Genomic DNA, 22,975 nt, shown 5'->3' on the forward strand with positions numbered 1-22,975 from the left:
ACGTGAAATACATGCTGCTGATCAACGCCGGTGAGCTCGACCCACGGAACGCGCCCGTCGGGTGTGAGCCGGAGGACTGGATGCGGTTCGACAAGGAGATCCAGGACGCGGGCGTGGTGGTCGCGTCCGAGTCGCTGGCCGACCTGGTCACCGCGACCCGGGTCCAGGTCGCGAACGACGGCAGGCGGACCGTGGTCGACGGGCCGTTCGCGGAGACGCGGGAGGTGCTCGGCGGGTTCTACGTGATCGACGTACCGGATCTGGACGTCGCGCTGGAGTGGGCCGCGAAGTGCCCGGGGTCGCGGGGCGGCGGCTCGGTCGACGTCCGGCCGGTCGCCGACTTCGGCTGATGGACCAGGTCGGGCACGTCTTCCGGGAGGAGCGCGGCCGGTTGCTGGCCGCGCTCGCCCGGCGGTTCGGCGACCTCGACCTGGCGGAGGAGGTGACGTCAGAGGCGATCGAGGCGGCGCTCACCCGCTGGCCGGTGGACGGCGTACCGCCGAACCCGGGCGGCTGGCTGATGACGACCGCCCGGCGCAAGGCGGTCGACCGGCTCCGGCGCGACCAGGTGTACGCCGCGAAGCTCGCGATCCTGCAGGTCGAGGCGGACCGCCCCGCGCCGCAGGCCGTCGGCGACGAGCTGCCCGACGAACGGCTGCAGCTGTTCTTCACCTGCGCGCATCCGGCCCTCGCGCCGGAGGACCGTGGCGCGCTGACACTGCGCTGCCTGGCCGGGCTGACCACGCCGGAGGTGGCCCGCGCGTTCCTGGTGCCGACCGCGACGATGGCGAAGCGGATCGTCCGGGCGAAGAAGAAGATCCGCGAGGCCCGGATCCCGTTCCGGGTCCCCGGTCCGGACGAGCTGCCGGAGCGGCTGCCCGGCGTACTGCAGGTGATCTACTCGGTCTTCACCGAGGGGTACGCCGCCAGCTCCGGGCCGTACCTGCAACGCCTGGACCTCGCCGAGGACGCGATCCGGCTGGCCCGGATCCTGCACTGCCTGCTCCCGTCGGAACGTGAGGCGGGCGGTCTGCTCGCGCTGATGCTGCTGATCCACGCCCGCCGCGACGCCCGCAGCGGACCGCACGGCGCGATCGTGCTGCTCGAACACCAGGACCGCGCCCGCTGGGACCACGACCTGATCGCCGAAGGCCGCGCCCTGGTCGTCGCTGCGCTCACCGGCGGTCCCGCCGGACCGTACGCCGTCCAGGCCGCGATCCACGCCGTCCACGACGAGGCCCCCGACTTCGCCGCCACCGACTGGCCGCAGATCGTCCAGCTGTACGACGTACTCCTCGAACTCGAGCCCTCCCCGGTGATCGCGCTCAACCGGGCCGCCGCGATCGCGTTCCGCGACGGCCCCGAGGCCGGGCTCGCGCTCCTCGACGAGATGGCCGCCGAACCGCGGCTGCGCGACTACCACCCGTATGCCGTCGCGCGGGCCGACCTGCTGCGCCGGCTCGGCCGTTTGCCCGAGGCAATCACCGCGTACGAGCAGGCCGTCGTACTCGCGGGATCCGAACCGGAGCGTGCGCACGCCCGTGACCAGCTCGCCGAGTTGGGGCAGACTGCCGCCATGGAGACCGTTTACGAAGCGGCGGGTGGGTCCGAAGGTCTGGTGCGGCTGGCGGCCGCATGGCACGAGCTGGTGATGGCCGATCCGGTCGTCAGCCACGCGTTCCACGGCGGGGCGAAGCCCGATCACACCGAGCGGCTGGCGGCGTACTGGGGCGAGGCCCTCGGCGGGCCGCCGGCGTACACGACGACGTACGAGACCGAGGCGTTCGTCCAGCGGCTGCACTCCGGGAACGGCGAGCACGACGAGATGAACCGGCTTGCGATCGACTGCTTCGACCAGGCGATGACGGATGCCGGCCTGACCGACCCGCGGGTCCGCCAGGTGCTGCACGACTACTTCGCCTGGGCCACCTTCAACACCATGTACCAGCACCGCGGCGAGGACATCCAGGACGGCCAGGCGGTCGTCCAGTGGTCCTGGGACGGGCTGCAGGCGTGACCGACCGGCTCTCCCGGCTGGCCCAGAGCTGGGACCAGGCGGCCGAGGGCTACGAGCAGTACTTCGTCCCACGCTTCGCGCCGTGGGTCCGCACCGCCGTCGACACGCTCGGGTCGTCACTGCCGGACGGCCCGATCCTCGTACCGTGCTGCGGCACCTTCCCCGAACTCGACCTCCTCGCCCCACGCTTCCCCGACCGAAAGCTCGTCGGCCTAGACCTCTCAGCCGAGATGGTCCGCCTAGCCCGCAACCGCGCGGGGGGATTGGCCGAGGTGGTGCAGGGGGATGCGGGCCGGCTCGATCCGGGGTGGGGGGCGGCGGGGGTGGTTTCGGTGTTTGGGCTTCAGCAGCTTCCGGATCCGGTGGCGGGGATCCGATCCTGGTACGACGTGCTGCGACCCGGTGGCCGGCTGTGTGTCGTGTACTGGCCGGAGGTCGCGGAGGAGAGCGGCCCGTTCGCGCTCCTCGACAAGGTCGTCGGCCACGCCGACAGCGCCTGGGAGGACGCGTTGATCCCCGCCCTCGACGGCGCGGTGATCGAACGCGACGAACTCGTCTCGTACCCGATGGTGCACCCCGACGCGGCGGCGTACTTCGACGCCGCCAACCTGCACGGCCCGCTCCGGGCGCGGGCGCTGGAGCGCGGTGACGCGTACATCGCCGACCTCCGCGCGCGGTACCTCGCGGAAGCACCCGTGGGCGAGTGGACCCACCACCCGCGGGCGCGCCTGATCGCCGTCAGGAAGCAGCCGAATCGTGGAGAGGCAACGCCACCGACGTCGTGACCAGCTCGAGGGCCGGGTCGAACGGGATCGACGAGTTGCCGTCGACGACCACGTGCGCCCGCGACCGGGTCGCCTGCTCGGCGAAATGGTCGCGCTCCCACCGCATCCACTCCAGCCAGTGGTCGCGGAGCGCCTCGCCGTCGCGTTCGATCCCGCGGTCCAGGCGGACCTGGTTGGACGTCTCCACCCACAGCCGCAACGACTGCCAGTGCGCGGCGTCCCGGTCGCAGGCGGTGACACCCTCGACGATCAGCAGGTCGACGGTGTTCGGTACGACGTGCAACTCGTCGTACGCGCGCTTGTACCAGTCGTACCGGCGGTAGCGCCCCTCGCGGCCGTCGGCCAGCCGTTGCAGGACGTGGTCGCGGAGCAGAGCGAACCCACGCTCGGCGCCGGTCCAGCCGTCGTACAGGTCGTCCATGTGGATCACGGACGTGTTCAGGTCGCGCAGTTTCGCGCGGGCCTCGAGGCGGGCGGCGACGGTGGTCTTGCCGGAACCGGCCGGTCCGTCGACGCCGATCAGCCGGGTCCTGCCCAGGCGCGGGGGGCCGGCCTGAACGTTGTCCAGCAGCGAGTCGATGGTCAGGGGCGAGCCGTGGTCAGCGGCTTTCTCAGTTGATTCCATGGCGCTTCAGGATGTCCTCGATCTCGTCGAACTCCGACGATTCGGGCTGCTTCGCCTTCCCCTTTGACGGCTTGGCAGCTTGTGCGGTGGCGGCTGACGCCGGGGCGGGACCGGTGGCGGTCAGCTCTCCCGCGGGCGAGGCGGGTTTCTTCTTCTCCGATGCCTTGGGTGTGCGGCCGCGGGCGACGCCGGACACCACGTACAGCACGACCGAGACGCCGAACAGCGCGACTCCGGCCCACACGGTCGGCGAGAAGATCAGGTGGGCCGCCCAGCTCACGACCGAGCGTACGACCTCCCAGAGAACCTTCAGCAGGCCGGTCATGTACAGCGACACCGGCAGCAGCGACCAGGCCACCCCGCGCGTCCCCGCCGCGATCCCGCGGCGCCGCCAGGCGAACCACGAGCCGATCAGTCCGAGCAGCGTCAAGCCTGCGCAGAGCGGCAGTAGCGTCGAAGCGTCGTAAGTAGGCACATGTCCAGGCTCGCACAGATGGCGCGTGAACCAAGAGGGGAACAGCCCTGACGTACCCCTGAAACAGTGCACAGGGAAGAATGCAGCCGTGCAACCAGAGCGGCGCTTGGCCTTCACCGGGTTCGACAACGACGACGGTACGGCGGATCCGGCGCTGGCGGCCGCGCTGGCCGCCGGGGACGACGGCGCGGTGCTCGCGGCGCTCACCCGGGCCCGCCTGCTGGTGCCGGTGGTGGCGATGCTCGGCGAGGTCGAGTACGACGCGAACGGGCTCGCGCAGGACAAGACCTCCGACATGGCCGTCGTACTGCTCCAGGGGCAGGACGGGCGGAACGCGCTGCTCGCGTTCACCGGCACCGAGAGCCTGGCCCGCTGGGACCCGGCGGCCCGCCCGATGCCGCAGCACACGAAACTGGTCGCCACCGCGGCGGTCCAGGAGGGCGCGGCCGCGATCGTCCTGGACATCGCCGGCCCTGCTCCGGGCGTGATCGAGACCGACGACGTACGGCGCCTGGCCGCCGGCCTCCAGGTCGTACGCCTGGAAGACGGCGGCTACGCGTGGGTCGAACCCACGGGCTGACCCGCTCCCCGGAAAGAACTTCGCGCCTGGTGACGACTTCTTTCCGGAAAGCTCACCCGACCGGTGAGCTGAGGGCGTCCATCGGCTTGGTGCGCATCGCGATCCGGCCGGTGATCGCGGTCGTCGGCAGCACCAGCAGCAGTACGACGGCCACCCAGGCGAGCAGGATCCACGCCGGCCCGGACGGGATCGGCCAGCCGCGGGTCGCGACCGCGATCGGGAACACCGTGAACGCGGCCGTGACCAGCCCCGCGACCAGCCCGAGCGCCGCGATCAGCAGCCCCTCCAGGCCGAGCATCCGGGACACCTCGCGGCGGGTCGACCCGGTCAGCCGCTGGAGGCCGAACTCGCGCCGCCGGTCCAGGACCGCGACCGCGATCGTGTTGATCGAGGCGATCGCCGTGTACGCGACCGCGATCGCGGCGAGCAGATAGCCGATCCACGCGTCCACGCCGAGCCCGGTGTCCAGCCCGTCCGCGAGCCCGCTCCGGCCGCTGATCGACGTACCCGGCCACTGCGAGAGATCCAGCTTCTTGTTGCTCGTCTTGAGCAGCAGTTGGTTGGGGAGACCGGTTGTGGTGTGGGCGGCGAGGAGTTGCGCGGGCAGCAGGAGGGATTCGTAGCCGGACGGTCCCTCGGCCAGCGCGACCACCTTGAGCTTGACCAGTGCGGCGTCGCCCAGCCGTACGCCGAGTTCCGAGCCGACGTCGACCTTCAGCTTCTTCGCCGTACCGGGCGGGATCGCGATCGTGTTGCCCGTGAGGTCGTCGAGCGAGCCCTTCTTCACCTTGCCCTTGTAGACCGGACCGCTCAGGCCGAGCAGCGGCCAGGCGTCGCTGGTGTGGGACTTGTCGTACGGCGCCTCGATCCAGCCCTTGCTGCGGACCAGTTCGGAGACCTTGGTGACGCCCGGCATGGTCCGGGCGGCGGTGGTCAGCGAGGCGGGGATGCCGCCGGTCGTGGAGGTGATCACGACGTCGCCGTCCAGGTTCTCGGTGAAGGCGTCGACGGCGGCCTGCTGCTGGGTGGTCTGGGAGTAGATGTTGCCGATGGCAATCGCCGTGGCGATCGTGATCGGGACCAGGATCGCGCCGAACTGGACGGCGCGGACACGGAGGTTGATCACGGCCAGCGTCCCGCTGGTACCGCGCTTCTCGACCAGGCGGGTGATGCGGGGGATGAGCGCGCGCTGGATGACGAGCGGAGCGAGTACGGCGACCGCGATCGAGCCGGTCAGCCCGGCCGGGCCGCCGATCGCCGCAGCGTTGGCAGGACCCATGAACGGGGTGGAGAGCGCGATCGCGACGGTGCCACCGGCGAAGACCAGGCCGACGAGCAGCCGGACGCGGCCGACGGCGACGTTCGGTACGGCGGCCTCGGCGAGCGCCTGGATCGGGCGGATCCGGGCGGCGCGGGCGGCGGCGAAACCTACGGTGAGGCGCAGTACGGCGAAGGTCAGTACGGCGGCGCCGGCGAACGGGAGCGGGCCCTGGTCGAACCGCAGCTGCGGCGGGACGATGCCGCCGTCGGCCAGCATCCCGAAGATCCAGGTGCCGGCGATCCGGCCGCAGAGGAGGCCGAGGACGAGGCCGAGTACGCCGACCACCATGGTCTCGGCGATCACCATCTTGCCGACCTGGCGTGGGGTGGCGCCGCTGGCGCGGAGGAGCGCGAGTTCGCGGCGGCGCTGCCGGACTGAGAGGCCGATCGTGGCGGACACCACGAGCGCCATCACCACGGCCACCATGCCGCCGAACACGCCGGACATGATGATCAACGGGAGGCTGGTCGCAATCCCCGAGAACTCCGCGACACCTCGCTCGTCGCCGGTGTAGGCCTTCACCCCGGCCGGGAGGTCGAGCCGCTTCACGAGGTCCCGCAGCGACGTACCGTCCGCCGGAAACACTCCGATCGCATCGATGCCGGCCGGTACGTCGGCATCCGAGAGGAACACCGTCGGCACGTCCACCTGGTGCTCGGCGACCGCCGTACCCGCGAGCGTGTACGTCCGCGGCTGACCCGCGACGGTGATCGTCTCCTGCTCACCAGGCTTGCTCGATCCGACCAGCCGCTCGTCCAGCACCACCTGTCCGCTCCGCGGCGCATGCCCGTCGGTCAGCCGGTACGGCGTGAGCGCAGCGGACGCCCACCCGTGCCCGGCAAGCACACCCGCGCCGGGGTCGGTCGCCCCCGCGCCGTCGGCACCCGACGTGCTGGCCGTGCCGGGCCTCCCGCTTGGCCCGCCCGCGCCCGCGGCGGGGGTGAGGGCTGCTGGGAACGAGCGGTCGGGGACTGCCTTCTCCACGCCTGGGGTGTGGGTGAGTTGGGTGAGGAGGGCGGGGTCTACGCGGTGGCGTTCTGGGAGGGCGGCTGAGCCGCTGCCGTCCGGTGGGTGGTAGGCGGGGTCGCCGGTGACGACGATGGGTGCCGCGGCGAGGCGTTGGGGTGGGGCGTTCAGGCGGAGGCCGGTTTCGAGGAGTCCGCCGGCGGCGCTGAGCAGGGCCCCGCCGAGCAGGACCGCGACGAATATCGCGAGGAACGCGGCGGTCCGATACCGCAGGGTGGTGACGGCGAGGCGCAACATGAGTCAGATCTCCCTCAACGGACTGTGGTGCTCAGATGGGCGAGTTCGGTGGCTACGGAGTCGGGGGTGGGGCGGGTGGACTCGGAGACGATCCGGCCGTCGACGAGGAAGACGACGCGGTCGGCGTACGACGCGGCGACCGGGTCGTGGGTGACCATCACGATGGTTTGACCGAGTTGGCGGGACTGGTCGCGGAGCAGCGTGAGGACCTCGAGGGCGGTGGTGGTGTCGAGCGCCCCGGTCGGCTCGTCCGCGAACGTGATCGCGGTCCGCCCGGCCAGCGCTCGCGCAATCGCGACCCGCTGCTGCTGTCCACCGGACAGCTCGCTCGGCCGGTGCCGGACCCGTTCGCCGAGCCCGACGCGCCGGATCACCTCGCTCACCCAGGCGTTGTCCGGCTGCTTCCCGGCCAGCGTCATCGGCAGTACGACGTTCTGCCGCACGGTCAACGCCGGCATCAGGTTGAACGACTGGAACACGAACGCGACATGCTCCCGCCGCAACTCCGTCAACGCCGTCTCGTCGAGCCCGTCCAGCGACTGCCCGGCCAACTCCACCGACCCGGCCGAAGGCACGTCGAGCCCGGCAGCGCAGTGCAGCAACGTGCTCTTCCCCGACCCCGACGGCCCCATCACCGCGGTGAACGACCCGGCAGCAAACCCGTACGTCACCCCGGCCAGCGCATCGACCGCGCCGGGCCCGACGCCGTACACCTTCCGTACGTCGGTCAGCTGCACCGGCGCGCTCATGCCGCGACCAGCACGTCGCTCTTGCGGTGGTACGACTCGTTCGTCCACCACAGCATCGCCACGATCGCGCCGAGACCGAGGTCCGACCACAGCCACCACGGCCCGTCGAAGTGACCGAAGACCGCGAGTGCCATCCAGACCACGAACTGCACGACACAGGCGACCAGCCACACCCCGGTGAAGGCCTGCAGCGCCAGCGTCAGCCCGCGCGGCGGGGCGGCGTTCGCGACGCCGGACAGGATGTTCCGGAGTTCGCCGCGGGTCCGGGCCGCGAGCACCCGCTGCTGCCGGTCGCTCGCCTGCGACGGGGTGAGGGCGGCCTGCCGTACGGCGCTGTCCAGCCGGGCGATCGCGGCGCGGCGGTCGGTGTCCGTGAGCGCGACCTGGTCGGGGGTCAGCAGGCCTTCGAGCAAGGTGTTCATGGGGGTGGGTCCTTTCGAGTGGGTTCCGATGTGAAAAAGCGTAGGGGTTGAACAGTTTCGGCCGCGCGGTGCTCAGGACCCGTTTCGAGGTGGTGCTAGCACCCCTGTTCGGCGCCGTCCGGCGTACGACAGGATGGGAGGTATGACCGAGGACCGCGGGGCGCTGCCGCCCGGGCTCGCCCTGTCCTGGGGCGTGCAGCCAGTGCAGCGGCGTGGGCCGAAGCCGGCCCTGACGGTCGAGCAGATCGTGGCCACCGGCATCGAGTTCGGCGACCGGGACGGGTTCGAGGCGATCTCGCTGCAGCGGATCGCCGGCCGGCTCGGCGTCACCACGAACGCGATGTACCGGTACGTCCGCTCCAAGGAGGAGCTGATCGTGCTGGTCCACGACAAGGCGATCGGCCCGCCGCCGGAACTCCCGGACGGCTGGCGGCCGGCCGCGATCGCGTGGGTCGATGCCCAGGTCAAGCAGTACGCCGAGCGCCCGTGGCTGCTCGACGTACCGATCCGTGGCGCGCCGGCCACGCCGAACATCCTGCGCTGGGTCGAGGTGATGCTCGCCGCGCTCGACCAGACCGGCCTGAACCAGCACGACAACCTCGGCTGCCTGATGCTGCTGGACGGCTGGGCGCGCAACTACGCGGGTCTCGCGCGGCAGCTCGGCAACCGCGAGGGTACGCCGGTGCAGGCCGAACAGGTCGGCCGGTTCCTGGTGCCGCGGCTGCTCGAGGGCGGCTACCCGACGGTGGCGTCGCTGTACCTGAACGCGGAGTACCAGGACGAGCTCGACGACGACCTGGAGTTCGGGCTGGCCCGCATCCTCGACGGCATCGAGGCACTGATCGCGAAGCAGTAACGCCGGCGAAACAGCCTGCGGAGTTGGATCTCAGTGGTCATCGATCACGTGAGGAGCACTCCCTTGGCACAGCAGAGCAGCAGGCGTACCTTTCTCCGGCGGTCCGGTCTGGCCGTCGTACCGGTGGTTGCCGGCGGCGCCTCGGCCCGGCCCAGCTCCGCGCGGGAGCCCAGGTCGTTCGACGAACTCGAGAAGTACCTGGACAAGCTCCAGGCCGACGATTCGTTCTCCGGCACGGTCCTGGTAGTGAAAGCTGGTCGTCCGGTCGTGTCCCGCTCGATGGGGTACGCCGATCGGGAGCGGCGAATCCGCAACCGGGCCGACACGATCTTCTGCCTCGCCTCGGTGACGAAGATGTTCACCGGGGTGGCGATCGGGCAGCTCGTGCAGCGGGGGTCGCTCGACCTGGTCGATCCGATCGGCAAGTACCTGAGCGGGTTCGAGGACGGGATCGGCGACAAGGTCACGATCCAGCAGCTGCTCACCCACACCTCGGGCCTCGGCGACTACATGCAGCTCCCCGGGTACTGGGAGGAGTCCGCGACCTGGACGACGCCGCAGCAGGCGATGGACGGCGTCCTGCGCTTCATCCGCTCCGAGCCGCTCGCGTTCGCGCCGGGCACGGCGGCGAAGTACAGCAACTCCGGCTTCCACGTCCTCGGCTGCATCGTGGCGAAGATCGCGGGCGTCTCGTACTACGACTACATCCGCACGAACATCTTCCGCCCGGCCGGTATGACGTCGTCCGACTTCACCCTGCTCGGCCAGTGGCGGACCGACCCCCGGTTCGCGCATCCGTACCCCACCGACGAGTCCGGCAAGCGGTACGACGCCCTCGCCGCGGGCAAGTTCGGCCTGATCGGCACCCCGGCGGGCAACGCGTTCGCGACCGCGCCCGACCTGGTGCGGTTCGTCAAGGCGCTGACCGGTGGCAAGCTCCTGAGCCCGACGTGGCGGGACGTGTTCGTGACGCCGAAGTTCTCGCAGGGGACACTGCCGGCCAAGCCCGGGCTCCCGGCGATCATCAACTTCTTCGGGTACGGCGTGGACAGCTCGATCCTCAACGGCGGACTGATCACCGGCCACACCGGCGGAGCACCGGGCGTCAGCACCAGCGCCGAGTGGTACCCGGAGCTCGGGTACACCGCCGTACATCTCGGCAACTACGACCCGGCCCCCGGTACGAACGTCAACCAGGAGCTGCGTCAGGTGCTCACGAGCTGATCCGGACCGGGCCGTCCGCGCGGGCCGCGACCCACCGCAGATGGAACTCGCTGCCGGGGGCAACTTCCGCGCGTCGGCCCGGTTCGGTCCGCAGATCGACCGGCGCCCGCAGCGTCGCCACCGGCTCCCGCCGCGGTACGCCGTTCAGCCGGACGTCGGCGATCACCTCCGCGAACGCCTGCGCGGCCGGTTTCCGCTGATGATCGACGGTGAACAGCCCGAGGTCGTACTCACGGTCCGGGAAGTCCAGCAGCCGCCGGTCGATGTCGTGCGACGACCACCAGGTCACGCCGTACAACGCCGGATTCGTCAGCACGCTCGAGACCGTACGGCGGGTGAACTCGGCCTGCAGGTCGACGGGAATGTCCGGCCCCGGTACGCCGACCTCCTGCAGCCACACTGGCCGCTCTGGCGCCAGCGACCGGGCCAGCTCGATCAGGTAGTCGGCATGCGTGAGCGTGGCCGGCCCGAGCGGACCGTCCACTCGTGAGACCCCGTTGAAAACCCACGAGTGCACGGTCGTCAGGTCGCCCAGGTCCACGGCGTCGGCCGCGAGGAACGGGTGGTCGCCCTTGTACCAGGCGTCGTCGAAGACCGAGTGCAGCCCGAGCACGTTCGGCGCCGCCTTCTTCAGCGTGATCAGCAGCTCGTGCGCCCACGCCGTCGAGGTCGCCGCGGTGGTGGAGCTGTCCGGCCAGAGGTTGTTGACCTCGTTCCCGAGCGTGATCGCGAAGACGTTCGGCCGGCTCGCGACCGCGCGCGCCACGGTGTCGACGTACGCCGTGAGGCCCTCGCGGACCGTCGGGTCCTCGAACAGGCTGCTCTTGTGCCAGGTCAGCACCCACGACGGCAGGAAGTCGAAGCTGGACAGGTGCCCCTGGATCAGGTCGACCGCGACGGTCAGGCCGTGCTCGGCGGCGGCGTCGATGGTGTCCAGCAGGTCGGCGATCGCCTGCTCGCGGATGATCGCCCGGTTCGGTTGGATCCATGGCCAGACCGGGAACACCCGGACGTGGTCGAGGCCCATCCCGGCGAGGTCCGCGAAGTCCCGCCGGACCGCGTCGCCGTCGTAGTCGAGCCAGCTGTAGAACCACCCCGCCGACGGGACGTAGTTCGCACCGAACCTGGGCGCGGTGGTCTGCAATGCCATGGCGTGGATGCTAAATCGGTTTAGGCCGGTAGCGCAAACATTACGCGGGTGGTGCGGTCGACTCGCGCACGGTGAGCACCGGATCGGCGCTGCGCCGGTTGATCACCGTGCTCGGGTCCGCGAGCGTGTCCAGCAGCACCTCGGCGGCCTGCCGGCCGAACTCGAAGGTGTCGCGGGACAGCGCGGTCAGCGCCGGGTGCATCAGCTGGGTCAGGATCGAGTCGTCGAACGCGACGATCGACAGCTCGCCGGGCACCGGCACGCCCATCTCCATCGCGACGCCGAGGCCGGCCACCGCCATCACGTCGCTGTCGTAGACGATCGCGGTCGGCCGGTTCGGCTGGGAGAGCAGCTTGCGGGTGATCGCGGCGCCCTCCGCGTCGCTGAAGTCGGTGGTCAGCGACGGCGCGTCGAGCAGCCCGAGCCGCGGTGCCGCGTCCCGGACCGCGCGGATCCGGCGCTGCGTGTGCTGGAAGTCCGGCGTACCGGCGACGTGCGCGATCCGCCGGTGGCCGAGCGCGGCCAGGTACTCGACGATGGCCAGCATCGCGTCCCGGTCGTCGGCCCAGACCGAGGCGAGCGCGCCCTTGCCGCCGCGGCCGCCGATCACCACGGCCGGCAGCTCGAGCGCCTTGAGCTCGTCGATCCGCGGGTCCTTCACGGTCAGGTCGACCAGGATCACGCCGTCCACCCGGTGCTCCGAGGCCCACCGCCGGTACACCTCGATCTCGGCCGCGGTGTCCTCGACGATCAGCAGCTGCAGCGAGATCGACTCCGCGGACAGGCCGGACTGGACGCCGGACAGCAGGTGCGCGAAGAACGGCTCGACGCCGAGGGTCCGGGCCGGGCGGGCGATCACCATCCCGACCGAGTCCACCCGGGACGCGCCGAGCGCGCGCGCCGCGCTGTGCGGCCGCCAGCTCATCTGCTCGGCGATCTTCAGGATCCGCTCGCGGGTCGCGTCGCTGACCCCCGGCCGGCCGTTCAGCGCGAACGACACCGCACCCTTCGACACCCCGGCCCTGGTCGCGATGTCCGCGATCGTCGGTCTCGCCATCGTGGTACCTCCTGCCCTTGACAGCGGATTCTACGATGTGGATAGTTCGGGAGCTATACCGGTTTATCAAATCCAGGAGATCCCATGCGTAGACGCCGTCCGGCGCTCGTGGCACTTCTTGCCGCCGCCGCCCTCACCCTCGCCGGCTGCGGCCTCGGTTCCGAGGACTCCGGCAGCAGCAGCGGCGGCGCGAAGCCGACCGTGGACGCGAACGCCCAGGTCACCGGTGAGGTCAGCTTCCAGACCTGGGCGCTGAAGCCCAAGTTCACGTCGTACGTCGAAGGCGTGATCAAGGCGTTCGAGGCGAAGTACCCGGGCACCCACGTCACCTGGCTGGACCAGCCGGGCGACGGCTACGACAAGAAGGTGCTGAGCCAGGCGTCGGCCGGCCAGCTCCCGGACGTGACCAACCTGCCGCCGGACTTCGCGCTCTCGCTGGCCAAGCAGAACATGCTGCTCGACGTGGCGGCCGCGGACCCGAAGATCAAGGACGAGTACGTCGAGGGCGGCGTCCAGGCGTACGAATACCAGGGGATGAGCGGCACGTTCGGCTACCCGTGGTACCTGAACACCGACATCGACTACTGGAACGCGACCAAGTTCGCCGCGGCCGGCCTGGACGTGAAGAACCCGCCGAAGACCTTCGACGAACTGCTCGCGGCCGCGAAGACGATGCACGACAAGACCGGCGGCAAGGAATACCTGATGAGCCGGCTGCCGGGCATCGGCGACTTCACCAACGCCGGGATCAAGATCCTCTCCGACGACGGCAAGAAGTTCGTGTTCAACACCCCCGAGGCCGCCGCACTGCTGGACAAGTACCGCGACGCCTACAAGGCCGGGTACATGCCGCGCGACATCCTGACCAACGAGTACCTGGGCAACTCGAAGCTCTTCACCCAGGGCAAGGTCGCCTGGACCACCGGTGGCGGCAACGCGATCCAGGACTTCATGAAGGACAACCCGTCGCTGAAGGGCAAGGTCGTCCCGTCGCCCGCGCTGGACACCCCGCCGCTGTACGTGCAGGGCCTCTCGGTGTCGGCGAAGACGAAGAACCAGGCCGCCGCGATCGCGCTCGCCCGGTTCGTCACGAACGCCGAGAACCAGGCCGCGTTCGCGAAGATCGTGAACATCTTCCCGTCCACCAAGGCCTCCGCGCAGGACCCGTACTTCTCGAAGTCCGACGGTACGCCGGAGAGTGACGCGAAGGTGCTCGCGTTCCAGTCGCTGGCCAAGGCGAAGAACCTGCAGCCGCCGGTGATCAGTGGCGCGACCAACGACTTCATCGGTCAGCAGATCTCGTTGGCCATCTCGGGCAAGATCTCGTCGCAGGCCGCCCTCGACGCCGCGGTGGCGAAGGCCAACCAGCTGCTCACCTCCTGATGCGTTACAACCGGTGGTTCACCCCGTGGGTGCTGGTGATCCCGGCACTCACGTGGTTGCTGGTGTTCAACCTGTGGCCGTCGATCAACACCGTCATCCTGTCGTTCACGAACGCCAGGCCGATCGGCGGCGGCCACTTCGTCGGGCTGAAGAACTTCGAGACCCTCCTGCACGACGAGCAGCTGCGCTGGGCCTTGCTGAACAGCGTGATCTACATGGTGGTCTGCCTGCCGTTCCTCACGGTCCTGCCGCTGCTGCTCGCCGTACTGGTCGAGAAGAAGCTGCCCGGGATCACCTTCTTCCGTACGGCGTTCTACACACCAGTGGTCGCGTCCGCGGTCGTCGTGGCGCTGATCTGGCAGTGGATCCTCGACGACCGCGGCCTGGTCAACGGGCTGGCCGAGAAGCTCGGGTTCATCTCCGGGCCGCTGCCGTTCCTGTCCGACCAGTGGCTGTTGTTGCTGAGCGCGATCAGCCTGACGATCTGGAAGGGGCTCGGGTACTACATGATCATCTACCTGGCCGCTCTCGGGAACGTCGGGCGGGAGCTGCACGAGGCCGCGGCGGTCGACGGGGCCTCGCCGCTGCGCCGGTTCATCCACGTGACGATCCCCGGCGTCCGCGGGACGATGATCCTGATCTCGATCCTGATCTCGGTGTCGGCGCTGCGGGTGTTCTCGGAGCTGTTCATCCTGAGCGGCGGCAAGGGCGGTCCGGGCGGCCGGGACAACTCGGTCGTGATGCTGATCCAGCAGTACAGCCAGGGCTTCGAGGGCAACCTCGGGTACGCGTCGGCGCTGTCGATCGTGCTGTTCTTCGTCACCGTCGTACCGATGCTGGTGCTGGCGCGCCTGAACCGCAGAGGAGCCGAGGCATGACGGCTGTGACCGAGCGACCCGTCTCGAAACCTTCAGCCTCTCCGGCCGGCAAGCGGAGTCGTGCGTTCGGGTTCAACTCGGTGTCGCCGCGGGAGAAGGTCGCGCGGTACGTACTGCTGGTGTTCGTGCTGCTGATCACGATCGGGCCGTTCCTCTGGCAGCTGTCGACGTCGCTGAAGGGGTCCGGCGAGGACATCTACACCCGGATCCCGCGGCTGCTCCCGGCGCAGCCGACGTTCGCGCACTACAAGGAGGTCACCGACACGATCCCGGTGCTCGACTACGCGCGGAACTCGCTCGTGGTCGCCTTCCTGGTGGTCGGCGGCAACATCATCGGCGCGTCGCTGGCCGGGTTCGCGATCTCGCGGCTGCAGTTCCGCGGGCGCAAGCTCGTGCTCGGACTGTTCCTCGCGACGCTGGTGCTGCCGGGCGAGGTCACGATCATCTCGCAGTACGTGACGGTCCGGGAGTTCGGGCTGGCGAACACGCTGGTCGGCGTCGCGCTGCCCGGCATGATCGGCGCGCTGAACGTGCTGCTGATGTACAACGCGTTTCGTTCGTTGCCCGTCGAGGTGGATCAGGCGGCGGTGGTGGACGGTGCGAACGCCTGGCAGCGGTTCCTGTACATCGGCCTGCCGTCGGTGCGCGGGACGATCAGCGTGATCGCGATCTTCGCGTTCATCGGCGCCTGGGACGACTTCCTCTGGCCGCTGATCGTGCTCACCGACCCGAACAAGTACACGCTGACCGTCGGCTTGCAGTACCTGTCCGGCACCTTCAGTAACAACCCGCGGCTGATCGCGGCCGGCACGATGATCGCGTTCATCCCGATCGTGATCGTGTTCGCCACCCTGCAACGCTTCTTCTTCAAGGGCGTCGAGGAAGGCGCGGTCAAGGGATAGGTACGGCGAACTCCAGCCAGTGCGTGACGTCCGCCGCCGTGTGATGGCGGATCGACCAGTCGACTTGGCGCAGCGCCATGTGAGCCCAGTAGAGCCGCAGTACGTCGGGTTCGAGGGCGTCCTGGAGCAGCTCGTCGAACCAGCCAACGTCCGCGCCGGGCAGCCGGACGTGGGCGCTGAACCGCAGCGTGACCAGGCCGAAGCGCCGGTCCCCGCGGCCGATCCCGTCCCAGTCGACGATGCCGGTGATGGTGCCGGCATCGTCGACCAGCACGTTCCCTGGGTGGAAGTCCAGGTGCACCAGGTCGTCGCCGGTCATCCCACCCGGCTCGGCACGCCCGACGTCGCGGATCCAGCCGAGCAGCTTCCGGGTCCGGTCGTCGTACCGCTCGAGCGACTCGTGCAGGCAAAAGCCGGGGCCGCTCTCGAGCAGGTGCATCGACGGCACCGGCAGTTCGGGCGCAACCCCGGCGAACCGGTCCGCCAGCGAGATCATTGCCTCCAGCAACGCCCGGTCCACCGTCGCCGGCGCCCGCCCCGGCAGCCGCTCCTGCACCACCCCGCCGTCGGCGACCAACTGGTACCGCGGAACCGGCAGCCCCGTTCCCCGCGCCGCGTCGAGCGCCACCGCCGTACGCCGCAACTCGCCGACGTCCCCGGCCGCCCGCGTCAACACCCCGTCCCGCCCGTCCGGCCACCGCACGAACGCCGCCCCCACCTCACCACCCGCCGCCTCCCCGACAAACTCCAGCCCGGCCCCGGTACTGCGGTTCACCTCGTCCACCAACTGACGCGCGTCGAGCTTCGGGACAGGAGGCGGCAACTCGCTCATCCGCCGACCGTACCGAACCAACGCGGAACGGGCGCCCCGATTCCCCGGGGCGCCCGCGCGCTCAGCAGCCAGAGCCCATCGCGTAGATGTGCTTGCACTCGTAGTTCGGGTTGTCGGGACCCACCGGCACAGTCCTGGTGACGTCGGCCCAGACGTTCTTGAACCACTGGACGACGTCCAGGCCCCGTCGGATATCCGCCGGGCTCGGTGTGAGCATCGCCCGCCCGCAGGCACCCCAGTCGACGCCGTGTGGTCCGTTCACGCAGTTCCACAACCCTGCCGCGAGCTGCGGGCCGACGAACGCGATCGCTCCGAGGACGCACCCGACGCCCAGTGACGCTCCGCAGGCGATCCCGGCCCCGAGCGCGCCCGGGAACGACGCGATCCAGGTGAAGGTCCAGTTCACGTCACCAGGGTCGTTCTGCCCGTAGGGGTTGTCCTGGTTGTCGGCGTCCGGCGGCGCGCCACCGCCGGAGGCGCCACCTCCTCCTCCCTTCGCGTGGTCGTCGATGGCGAAGGCGGCGGCGAGGGCATTGACCGAGTTGGCTACGCGGTTGACCGATTCGGCGGCGGCGCGGAGGCCGTTCATGGCGGCGTCGATCTCCTTGGCCCGGTCGGGGACCCAGCGTTTGACGGTTTTTGCGACCTCTTCCAGGACTCTGACGAGTTCGTGGACGATGTGCACGATCTGGCGGATCCGGACGATCGTCTTCACCGCTTCGGAGCGGAACAGTGCGGCGAGTGCGTAGTTGTGGAAGACCTGCGCCACCATGCTGGCGAACGCGAACAGATACGCCTTCACGACCAGCGTGACGATCTCGCGGCGGTACTCGATGATGCGTTTGGTGACGACCTTGATCCGGGTCTTCAGCTCCTTGACCACGTCGTACACGTAGCGCTGCCCGTCGGCGTCGCTGAAGGTGACCGGGCTGTTGTTCGCGTACGCGTAGGCGTTGAGCTGTTGTGGATCGTTGAAGTCGACGACCGGGTCGGCCGAGACGAACTTCCCGAGCGCCGCGTCGTACTCACGTGCCCCGAGATGGGTCAGCCCGGTCGACGTGTCCTCGGTGCCGCCGACGAACCCGCGGTGGGTCGCCCAGTCGTCGGGTGTCGCGCCGCGGATCTCGCCGTACGGCGTGGTCCGGCGCCGCTGCACCGACAGGGTGTCGGCGTCGATGGTGAGGTTGGTGGTGCCGTGGTGGTCGGACGCGAGCCAGGTCAGTTGGGTCGCGCCGGTGCGGACGGCGATCGGGGTGTCGCCGAGTGCGTAGTACCTGGTGCCGAGGACGGAGCTGTCCGGCCTGAGCAGTACTTCGGTGTCGCCGATGAACAGGGTGCTGCCGGAGCCGTCGCGCCGGATCAACCGGTTGCCGTCGGCGTCGTACACGAAGCTTGTCTTCGCTGCACCGGAGGTCACCGTGCTCAGGTGTCCTTCGGCGTCCCAGGCGTAGGTGTCGCCGGCGTGGGTGGTCTGGTTACCGCGGGCGTCGTACCCGAAGGTCTTGTCCTTGGTCGTGCCGTCCGGTCCGGTCTCGCTGACCTTCTGGACGGCGTGGGGCAGGGCCTGTCCGGCGGCGGGGTAGGTGTAGGTGCTGGTCGTGGTGCCTGCCGGCATGGTCGTGCTCTGGGTCTTGCGGTTGCCGACAACGTCGAACGTCCAGCTCTGCAGGTATGGCGCCGGCCCGCCGAGCGTGTCCTTGCTCGATGCGGCCGCACAGTCTCCGCTCGACGGTGTCCAGGCCTGCGTGAGCCGGCGGTAGCCGTCGTACGTGAAGCACTGGGTGTCGTTGAGTGCGGGATTGGTGCCGTCGGCCGGGGTGTCCGTCACCTTGGTGACGTTGCCCGCGGGGTCGTAGCTGTAGTGCACGTCGGACTCGCGCTGGTTCGGTGTCAGCACGCTGGCACGGGACAGGCGGTGTGTGCCTTCCTCGTACTCGAAGGACTGCTGGATCCAGTTGTCGCCGCGGCCCATCGCCTGTGTCTCGACTTCGCGGTACGGCGTGTACACGGTGCCGCGGACGTAGGTGTCGGCCCCGGTGAGCGTGGACGGCAGGCCCTGGTCGTCGTACCCGATCTTCAGGTTCTCGGCCGGCAGGCCGCCGACCGCGGGCAGCGAGGTCGTGTCGGGCTTGCCGTCCGGCGTGTAGGTCATGCCGACCGAGTAGGTCCCGGCCAGCTTGCCCTCGGCGGACGGGATGACCAGGTCACTGCCCGTCGGCCGGCCGCCGTTGTCGTAGCCGGTGTAGCGCAGGGTGTACGCCGCTCCGTCGACGTACCGGGTGCTGCTGGTCAGCGAGCCGGGCTTGACGGTGTCCCACACCCATTCGGCGAGTTTGGTGGTGCCTTGGTACTCGGCGGTCTTACGGCCGGCATCGTCGTAGGTATAGCTGAGGGTGACGTTGCGGGCGTCGGTGCTGGTGAGAAGTTCGTCCCTGTCGTCGTAGGTGTACTTGGTCTCGCCCTTGTCCGGTTCGACCGCACGGATCAGCCGGCCACGGACGTCGTAGTCCGAGGTCCACACGTTGCCGGCCGGGTCGGTGACCTTGGCGAGCTTTCCGGCCGCGTTGTAGCTGTAGAGCGTGCGGTCGTACGCCCCGGTCGGGTCGCTGCCGTGGTACTTCCAGATCTCGGTGGTACGGCCTTCGACGTCGGTGAACGTCGTGGTGGCCTGCTCGCCGTCCGGCGGATCGATGGTCTCGACGCCGGTCCCGTTGGTGTGGCTGGTGTGCCAGAGCTCCTTGCCCAGCGAGTAGAACGTCTCCAGCGCCGGCCGGCCGAGGTCGTCGTACTGCGTGACCTTGCGGCTCGGCAGCTTCGCCGGGTCCGTCGGCTGTACGACGGTCGTGCCCGGGGGAGCGGAGTTGTAGTACGGGCCGTCCTCCTGGACCTCCAGCCCGCGGGCGTCGTAGCGGTAGTCGGTGATGATCCGGCCGTCGCCGTCGGCCGCCGGCTGCTGCGTCTGGCGCTTTCGCATCAGACCGTCGAGCAGGTCGTAGCTGGTCGACACTGTGCCGTCGGTGGCCTGGGTCTCGGTGGTGACGACGTTCGGCTTGTCGGTGCCGGTCGCGTAGCTGACCTTGGTGCTCGGGATGCCGTTGCGGTCCGTGCCGGGCAGGAAGGTCGCGGTGACGCGGCCGAGCGGGTCGCGCCGGGTGTCGGTCCGTCGGCCGGCCTGGTCGACGGCTGCGAGTTCTTCGCCCCACGCCGGGTCGAGCTCCGTGGACGTGGTGAGTCCGGTCGGCAGTGTCGTGGTCGTCTTGGTGACCGGTCCGGTGGCCGGGCTGTAGTTCACCTGCGTGGTCTTGTCGAGCGCGTCCGTGGTCGACCTTACGCGTCCCTGTGCGTCGTACGTGCTGGTGCCGACCGTTTGGTACTGCGGCGTGCCGTCGGCGTTCCAGCCCTTCAACCGCTCGGTCTTGGTCTTGTTGCCGGTGGTCGGCGCACCGCTGTCGTAGGTCATCCGGTCGTCGCTGACGACGTTGTTCGCGGTCGGAGGCGTGTCACACGTTCCGGTCGCGACCTGCTTGCGGGTCGGCAGGTCGACGATGCCCTTGGCGGTGTTCGACGCGTACTCGTACCGCGTGCAGGTGTCGTCGGCGCCGTTCGCGGAGTCCTTCTGGTCGTACGTCGTCGCCACCGCGCCGTCGGCGGCGTACGTGTTGCTGGAGACACTGCTGCGCCAGCCGGTGCCGCTGGCTTCCTGGTCGCGGACGGCGGCCTGCTGCACGATGAACGACTGGGTCGTGGTGGCGGGCGTCGTACCGGACGTCTCGTTGGTCCGGCTGGAGGTCGCGTTCGACACCCACGGGTCGGTGATGGAACGGGAGACGATCTTGCTGCCGTCGTACGTCGTCTGCTCCCGCTGGGTGCCGGACAACGGAGCCCTGTCCTCGAGCGCGGTGCCGGCGGAGTCGGTCACCTTGACGTCCTTGGTCGTGCCGTCGGCCTTCAGGTCGCCGTCCATTCCGCGGAAGTAGGTGTTCTCGGTGACCTGCGCGTCGGCGCCGGATCCCTTGGTGACGCGTACCTTCTCGTAGCCGCGCCACTGCGACCAGGTCTTGCTGTCGACCTCGACCAGACCCTCCTCGTCGTCGTGGTGCCAGGCCGGCGCCGAGAGATAGTCGACGGTTGTGGTCACCGGGTCGAGTCCGGTGGTGAGGTCGGACTCGGTGACGGTGCTGACGACGTACTTGTTGAACCAGTCCTGCCGTTCGGCCTGGCCGGGTGGCGTCCACTTGATCTGGTGGCACCGCATCCCGTTGCTGTCCGGCGTGGGCACGTTGTCCGGCAGGCTGCAGTCCGGGCGCAGGTAGTCGACCGTCAGCTGCCCGCCGGTTCCGTAGGTGATCGTCTGCATCCGGGGCCAGTTCATCGCCGGCAACCCGTCGGCCCCGACCACCCGGTTGGCCAGCATCATCGACGCGAACGTGACCTCGGGGGTCGCCATCGAGCCGCCGACCAGCCCGGTGTTCGTGATCCCGTCCAGCCACAGCATCGGCGATCGGGTGTCCTTCGGGTCGAGGAAGCTCTGCCGGAAGCTCCAGGAGCTCACCGGCTGGTACGACGTCCCGCGCCACACGGACGTGGTGACGCCGGTCAGCCGTTGCTTGGTCCAGAACGTCGGATAGAAGTGGTTGTCGCAGTTCGTCGTACTCGTGCATTCCTGGTCGAGCGGGGTGTCCGGGTAGTCCGACGGCGCGCACGCGCTACCGGTGAAGCACCGGTCGGCGGTCGTGAAGTCGACGACCCCGACCGCCTTGTCGAGGAACACCCGCCCGTCGGCCTGTCCGTACTCGATCCGTTTGATGTTGCCGGCCCGGGTATACGTCGACACCGTGGTCGCGGTGGCGTTCCGGGCGTAGTTGTTGTTCTCCTTCGAGTAGAACAGGCTCATCGTGTTGCCGTGGGTGTCGACGACGTAGTCGAGGTTCCAGCGGTACGCCTGGTCGCAGTACGAGTTGGCGAACGCGGTCTGGTTGCACGGCTCGCCGGCGTTGTTGCCGAACACCGGCACGGTCCACGTCGAGTTGGTGTCCTGGCTCGCGGAGGTGTTGCCGGGGATCTTGTTCAGCCCGAAGTAGAACTTCGTACCGGACTTGTCCGTGATGACCCAGTACTCACCTTTCGCGCCCGGGATCTGCCCGGTCGGACCGCCGTCGCCGTTGTCCGCGCCGTACAGCCGCTCGACCTTGGTTCCGTCGTCGTTGCGCGGGTGCCACGTACCGGTGGCGTCGTCCTTCACCAGTTCTCCGCCTGCGCCGTTCAACGTGAAGGTGGCGTTGTCGGTGGCCCAGCACACGTCGCCGACCGGCTTCGTACCGTTGTTGCCCTTCTGCTCGGTCTTCGAACCGCATGACGCGTAGCGGCGCTCGATGCTGCCGCCGGGCGTCAGTTCGAAGCCTGCGCCGGCCCATGACGCCTGGCTGTTGGCCGAGCTCGTCCGTCCGTCGACGCTTCCGGACGAGTAGCCCAGTGTCAGGTCAGGGCTCGGTCCACCCAGGCTCGGCGGTGCCTTCATCGGATAGTTCCAGCTGAAGTCACCCGACTGACCGCCGGCCTGCCAGGTCGCGGTTTCGTTGAGCGAAGTACTGGTACTGCTGCCGGCGTCGCTCGCTGCCGCGGCCTGTACGGCGAAGACGCCGGACGCGGGGACGTCCGCCGTCAGTGCGCCGACGCCGTCGTTCTGCGTTGCCAATGGGGTACCGGTCCCGCAACCGGCCTTCTTCGGAGTCGAGGCTGCACAGTCCGGGAGCCGGACGAGTCCCAGACGCCGGTTCCAGTCGCCGCCGAACGCGGTCCGGAAGGCCGAGTAGTCGACCTTGAGCGCGACCTGGCCGGACTGCTTGGCGACGTCGGTGCGGGTCAGCTTGATGCGCAGTTGATTGCCGGTACGCCCGAGGAGATCGACGCGGACCTTCCCAGGCGAGTCCGCCAGTGGTCGACCCGCGGCCAACGCGCGATTCGCTGCCGTGCTCGGCCCGATCGCGATCGGCAGGGAGCCTGCCTGGGCGAGGGCTTGCTTCGCTGTCCCTGCTTGCTGCGCCGAGATCGCGGCCGCCGGTGGCAGTGCCACCTCGGCGGTGCCGGGAGCGGGCCAGTGGGGTGAGGGATTCGAGGTGACCGTACGATCGGCGTCCGCGTCGGGCGTACCTGCACGCGCCTTGACCGCGGTGACGTCGACCGACGTCTCTTTGCGCTGGGTCAGGGCCGGGGCCTTGGGCTTCGCCGGCTTGTCCGTTGTGGTCGCCGCGATGGCGCCGGGGGCCTGCAGGGTGAGGACGAGGCTGACGCCGAGCGCGGCGGAGATGAGGATGCGCCGTCGGCGCGCGCGGTGCGGAGTGGGCATGGGTACTCCTGGTGCCTGGGCGGAAGGGCTCCGTCAGTGCAGCCGCCGGAGCCTGCCGAAGCAATCCATTCCAGCCAGGTGGAAATCCGGTGAGGCCATTCGACGGCCGT

At 69.5% G+C, this 22,975-nt stretch carries 18 protein-coding genes; 9 read left to right on the forward strand and 9 right to left on the reverse strand.

The features are described 5' to 3' along the window. The first annotated feature begins 11 nt into the window (after window positions 1-11). Genes ACQHIV_RS41820 through ACQHIV_RS41830 form a run of 3 tightly spaced genes read left to right on the forward strand, consistent with a single transcriptional unit; the run spans window position 12 to window position 2,802 of the window. On the forward strand, window positions 12-350 hold the full coding sequence (locus ACQHIV_RS41820) for a YciI family protein (protein WP_427896670.1): 339 nt from the start codon (window positions 12-14) through the stop codon (window positions 348-350). Further along, window positions 350-2,017 (forward strand): DUF6596 domain-containing protein, encoded by a 1,668-nt coding sequence (locus ACQHIV_RS41825; protein ID WP_427890278.1) that lies wholly within the window; start codon window positions 350-352, stop codon window positions 2,015-2,017. The genes ACQHIV_RS41820 and ACQHIV_RS41825 overlap by 1 nt, the downstream gene beginning before the upstream one ends. Continuing rightward, window positions 2,014-2,802 carry a class I SAM-dependent methyltransferase gene (locus tag ACQHIV_RS41830; protein ID WP_427890280.1) on the forward strand — a complete coding sequence of 263 codons (789 nt, stop codon included), beginning with the start codon at window positions 2,014-2,016 and terminating at the stop codon, window positions 2,800-2,802. Before ACQHIV_RS41825 ends, ACQHIV_RS41830 begins: the two co-directional genes overlap by 4 nt. Here the strand turns inward: ACQHIV_RS41830 and ACQHIV_RS41835 are convergent. Continuing rightward, window positions 2,756-3,427: a uridine kinase family protein gene (locus ACQHIV_RS41835; RefSeq protein ID WP_427890282.1), complete on the reverse strand. Its 672-nt coding sequence runs from the start codon at window positions 3,425-3,427 to the stop codon at window positions 2,756-2,758. The genes ACQHIV_RS41830 and ACQHIV_RS41835 overlap by 47 nt on opposite strands. Next, entirely contained in the window at window positions 3,414-3,902 is a 489-nt protein-coding gene (locus ACQHIV_RS41840) for a hypothetical protein (protein ID WP_427890284.1), read from the reverse strand. Before ACQHIV_RS41840 ends, ACQHIV_RS41835 begins: the two co-directional genes overlap by 14 nt. 88 nt (window positions 3,903-3,990) lie before the next feature. On the opposite strand from ACQHIV_RS41840, the gene ACQHIV_RS41845 reads away from it, so the two are divergent. After that, the gene (locus ACQHIV_RS41845) at window positions 3,991-4,482 is read left to right on the forward strand and encodes an SseB family protein (protein WP_427890286.1); all 492 of its coding nucleotides are present in this window, start codon (window positions 3,991-3,993) and stop codon (window positions 4,480-4,482) included. Between the two features lie 52 nt (window positions 4,483-4,534). On the opposite strand, the gene ACQHIV_RS41850 is transcribed toward ACQHIV_RS41845, so the two are convergent. Genes ACQHIV_RS41850 through ACQHIV_RS41860 form a run of 3 tightly spaced genes read right to left on the reverse strand, consistent with a single transcriptional unit; the run spans window position 4,535 to window position 8,237 of the window. After that, on the reverse strand, window positions 4,535-7,066 hold the full coding sequence (locus ACQHIV_RS41850; protein ID WP_427890288.1) for an FtsX-like permease family protein: 2,532 nt from the start codon (window positions 7,064-7,066) through the stop codon (window positions 4,535-4,537). Between the two features lie 14 nt (window positions 7,067-7,080). Beyond that, window positions 7,081-7,815, reverse strand: coding sequence for an ABC transporter ATP-binding protein (locus ACQHIV_RS41855; RefSeq protein ID WP_427890289.1), 735 nt, complete (start codon window positions 7,813-7,815; stop codon window positions 7,081-7,083). Next, the gene (locus tag ACQHIV_RS41860) at window positions 7,812-8,237 is read right to left on the reverse strand and encodes a DUF1707 SHOCT-like domain-containing protein (RefSeq protein WP_427890291.1); all 426 of its coding nucleotides are present in this window, start codon (window positions 8,235-8,237) and stop codon (window positions 7,812-7,814) included. Before ACQHIV_RS41860 ends, ACQHIV_RS41855 begins: the two co-directional genes overlap by 4 nt. 142 nt (window positions 8,238-8,379) lie before the next feature. On the opposite strand from ACQHIV_RS41860, the gene ACQHIV_RS41865 reads away from it, so the two are divergent. Further along, window positions 8,380-9,093, forward strand: a complete 714-nt coding sequence (locus tag ACQHIV_RS41865) for a TetR/AcrR family transcriptional regulator (protein WP_427890293.1) — start codon at window positions 8,380-8,382, stop codon at window positions 9,091-9,093. Between the two features lie 63 nt (window positions 9,094-9,156). After that, complete coding sequence (locus tag ACQHIV_RS41870) at window positions 9,157-10,317, forward strand: serine hydrolase domain-containing protein (RefSeq protein WP_427890295.1); 1,161 nt, start codon at window positions 9,157-9,159, stop codon at window positions 10,315-10,317. On the opposite strand, the gene ACQHIV_RS41875 is transcribed toward ACQHIV_RS41870, so the two are convergent. Together ACQHIV_RS41875 and ACQHIV_RS41880 are read right to left on the reverse strand one after the other, a co-directional pair. Next, the gene (locus tag ACQHIV_RS41875) at window positions 10,307-11,467 is read right to left on the reverse strand and encodes a glycoside hydrolase 5 family protein (RefSeq protein ID WP_427890296.1); all 1,161 of its coding nucleotides are present in this window, start codon (window positions 11,465-11,467) and stop codon (window positions 10,307-10,309) included. The genes ACQHIV_RS41870 and ACQHIV_RS41875 overlap by 11 nt on opposite strands. Before the next feature lie 40 nt (window positions 11,468-11,507). Then, the gene (locus tag ACQHIV_RS41880) at window positions 11,508-12,524 is read right to left on the reverse strand and encodes a LacI family DNA-binding transcriptional regulator (RefSeq protein WP_427890297.1); all 1,017 of its coding nucleotides are present in this window, start codon (window positions 12,522-12,524) and stop codon (window positions 11,508-11,510) included. 84 nt (window positions 12,525-12,608) lie between these two features. On the opposite strand from ACQHIV_RS41880, the gene ACQHIV_RS41885 reads away from it, so the two are divergent. The 3 genes from ACQHIV_RS41885 to ACQHIV_RS41895 are packed head-to-tail and all read left to right on the forward strand — an operon-like array spanning window position 12,609 to window position 15,687. Then, entirely contained in the window at window positions 12,609-13,907 is a 1,299-nt protein-coding gene (locus tag ACQHIV_RS41885; protein ID WP_427890299.1) for an ABC transporter substrate-binding protein, read from the forward strand. Beyond that, window positions 13,907-14,785, forward strand: coding sequence for a carbohydrate ABC transporter permease (locus tag ACQHIV_RS41890; protein ID WP_380202308.1), 879 nt, complete (start codon window positions 13,907-13,909; stop codon window positions 14,783-14,785). The genes ACQHIV_RS41885 and ACQHIV_RS41890 overlap by 1 nt, the downstream gene beginning before the upstream one ends. After that, on the forward strand, window positions 14,782-15,687 hold the full coding sequence (locus ACQHIV_RS41895) for a carbohydrate ABC transporter permease (protein WP_427890302.1): 906 nt from the start codon (window positions 14,782-14,784) through the stop codon (window positions 15,685-15,687). Before ACQHIV_RS41890 ends, ACQHIV_RS41895 begins: the two co-directional genes overlap by 4 nt. Here the strand turns inward: ACQHIV_RS41895 and ACQHIV_RS41900 are convergent. Both ACQHIV_RS41900 and ACQHIV_RS41905 read right to left on the reverse strand, forming a co-directional pair. Beyond that, the gene (locus tag ACQHIV_RS41900) at window positions 15,677-16,519 is read right to left on the reverse strand and encodes a phosphotransferase (RefSeq protein ID WP_427890304.1); all 843 of its coding nucleotides are present in this window, start codon (window positions 16,517-16,519) and stop codon (window positions 15,677-15,679) included. The genes ACQHIV_RS41895 and ACQHIV_RS41900 overlap by 11 nt on opposite strands. 61 nt (window positions 16,520-16,580) lie before the next feature. Further along, complete coding sequence (locus tag ACQHIV_RS41905) at window positions 16,581-22,865, reverse strand: RHS repeat-associated core domain-containing protein (RefSeq protein WP_427890306.1); 6,285 nt, start codon at window positions 22,863-22,865, stop codon at window positions 16,581-16,583. Window positions 22,866-22,975: the final 110 nt, after the last annotated feature.

The sequence above is a fragment of the Kribbella polygonati genome (genome assembly GCF_050320105.1).
Lineage (GTDB): Bacteria > Actinomycetota > Actinomycetes > Propionibacteriales > Kribbellaceae > Kribbella.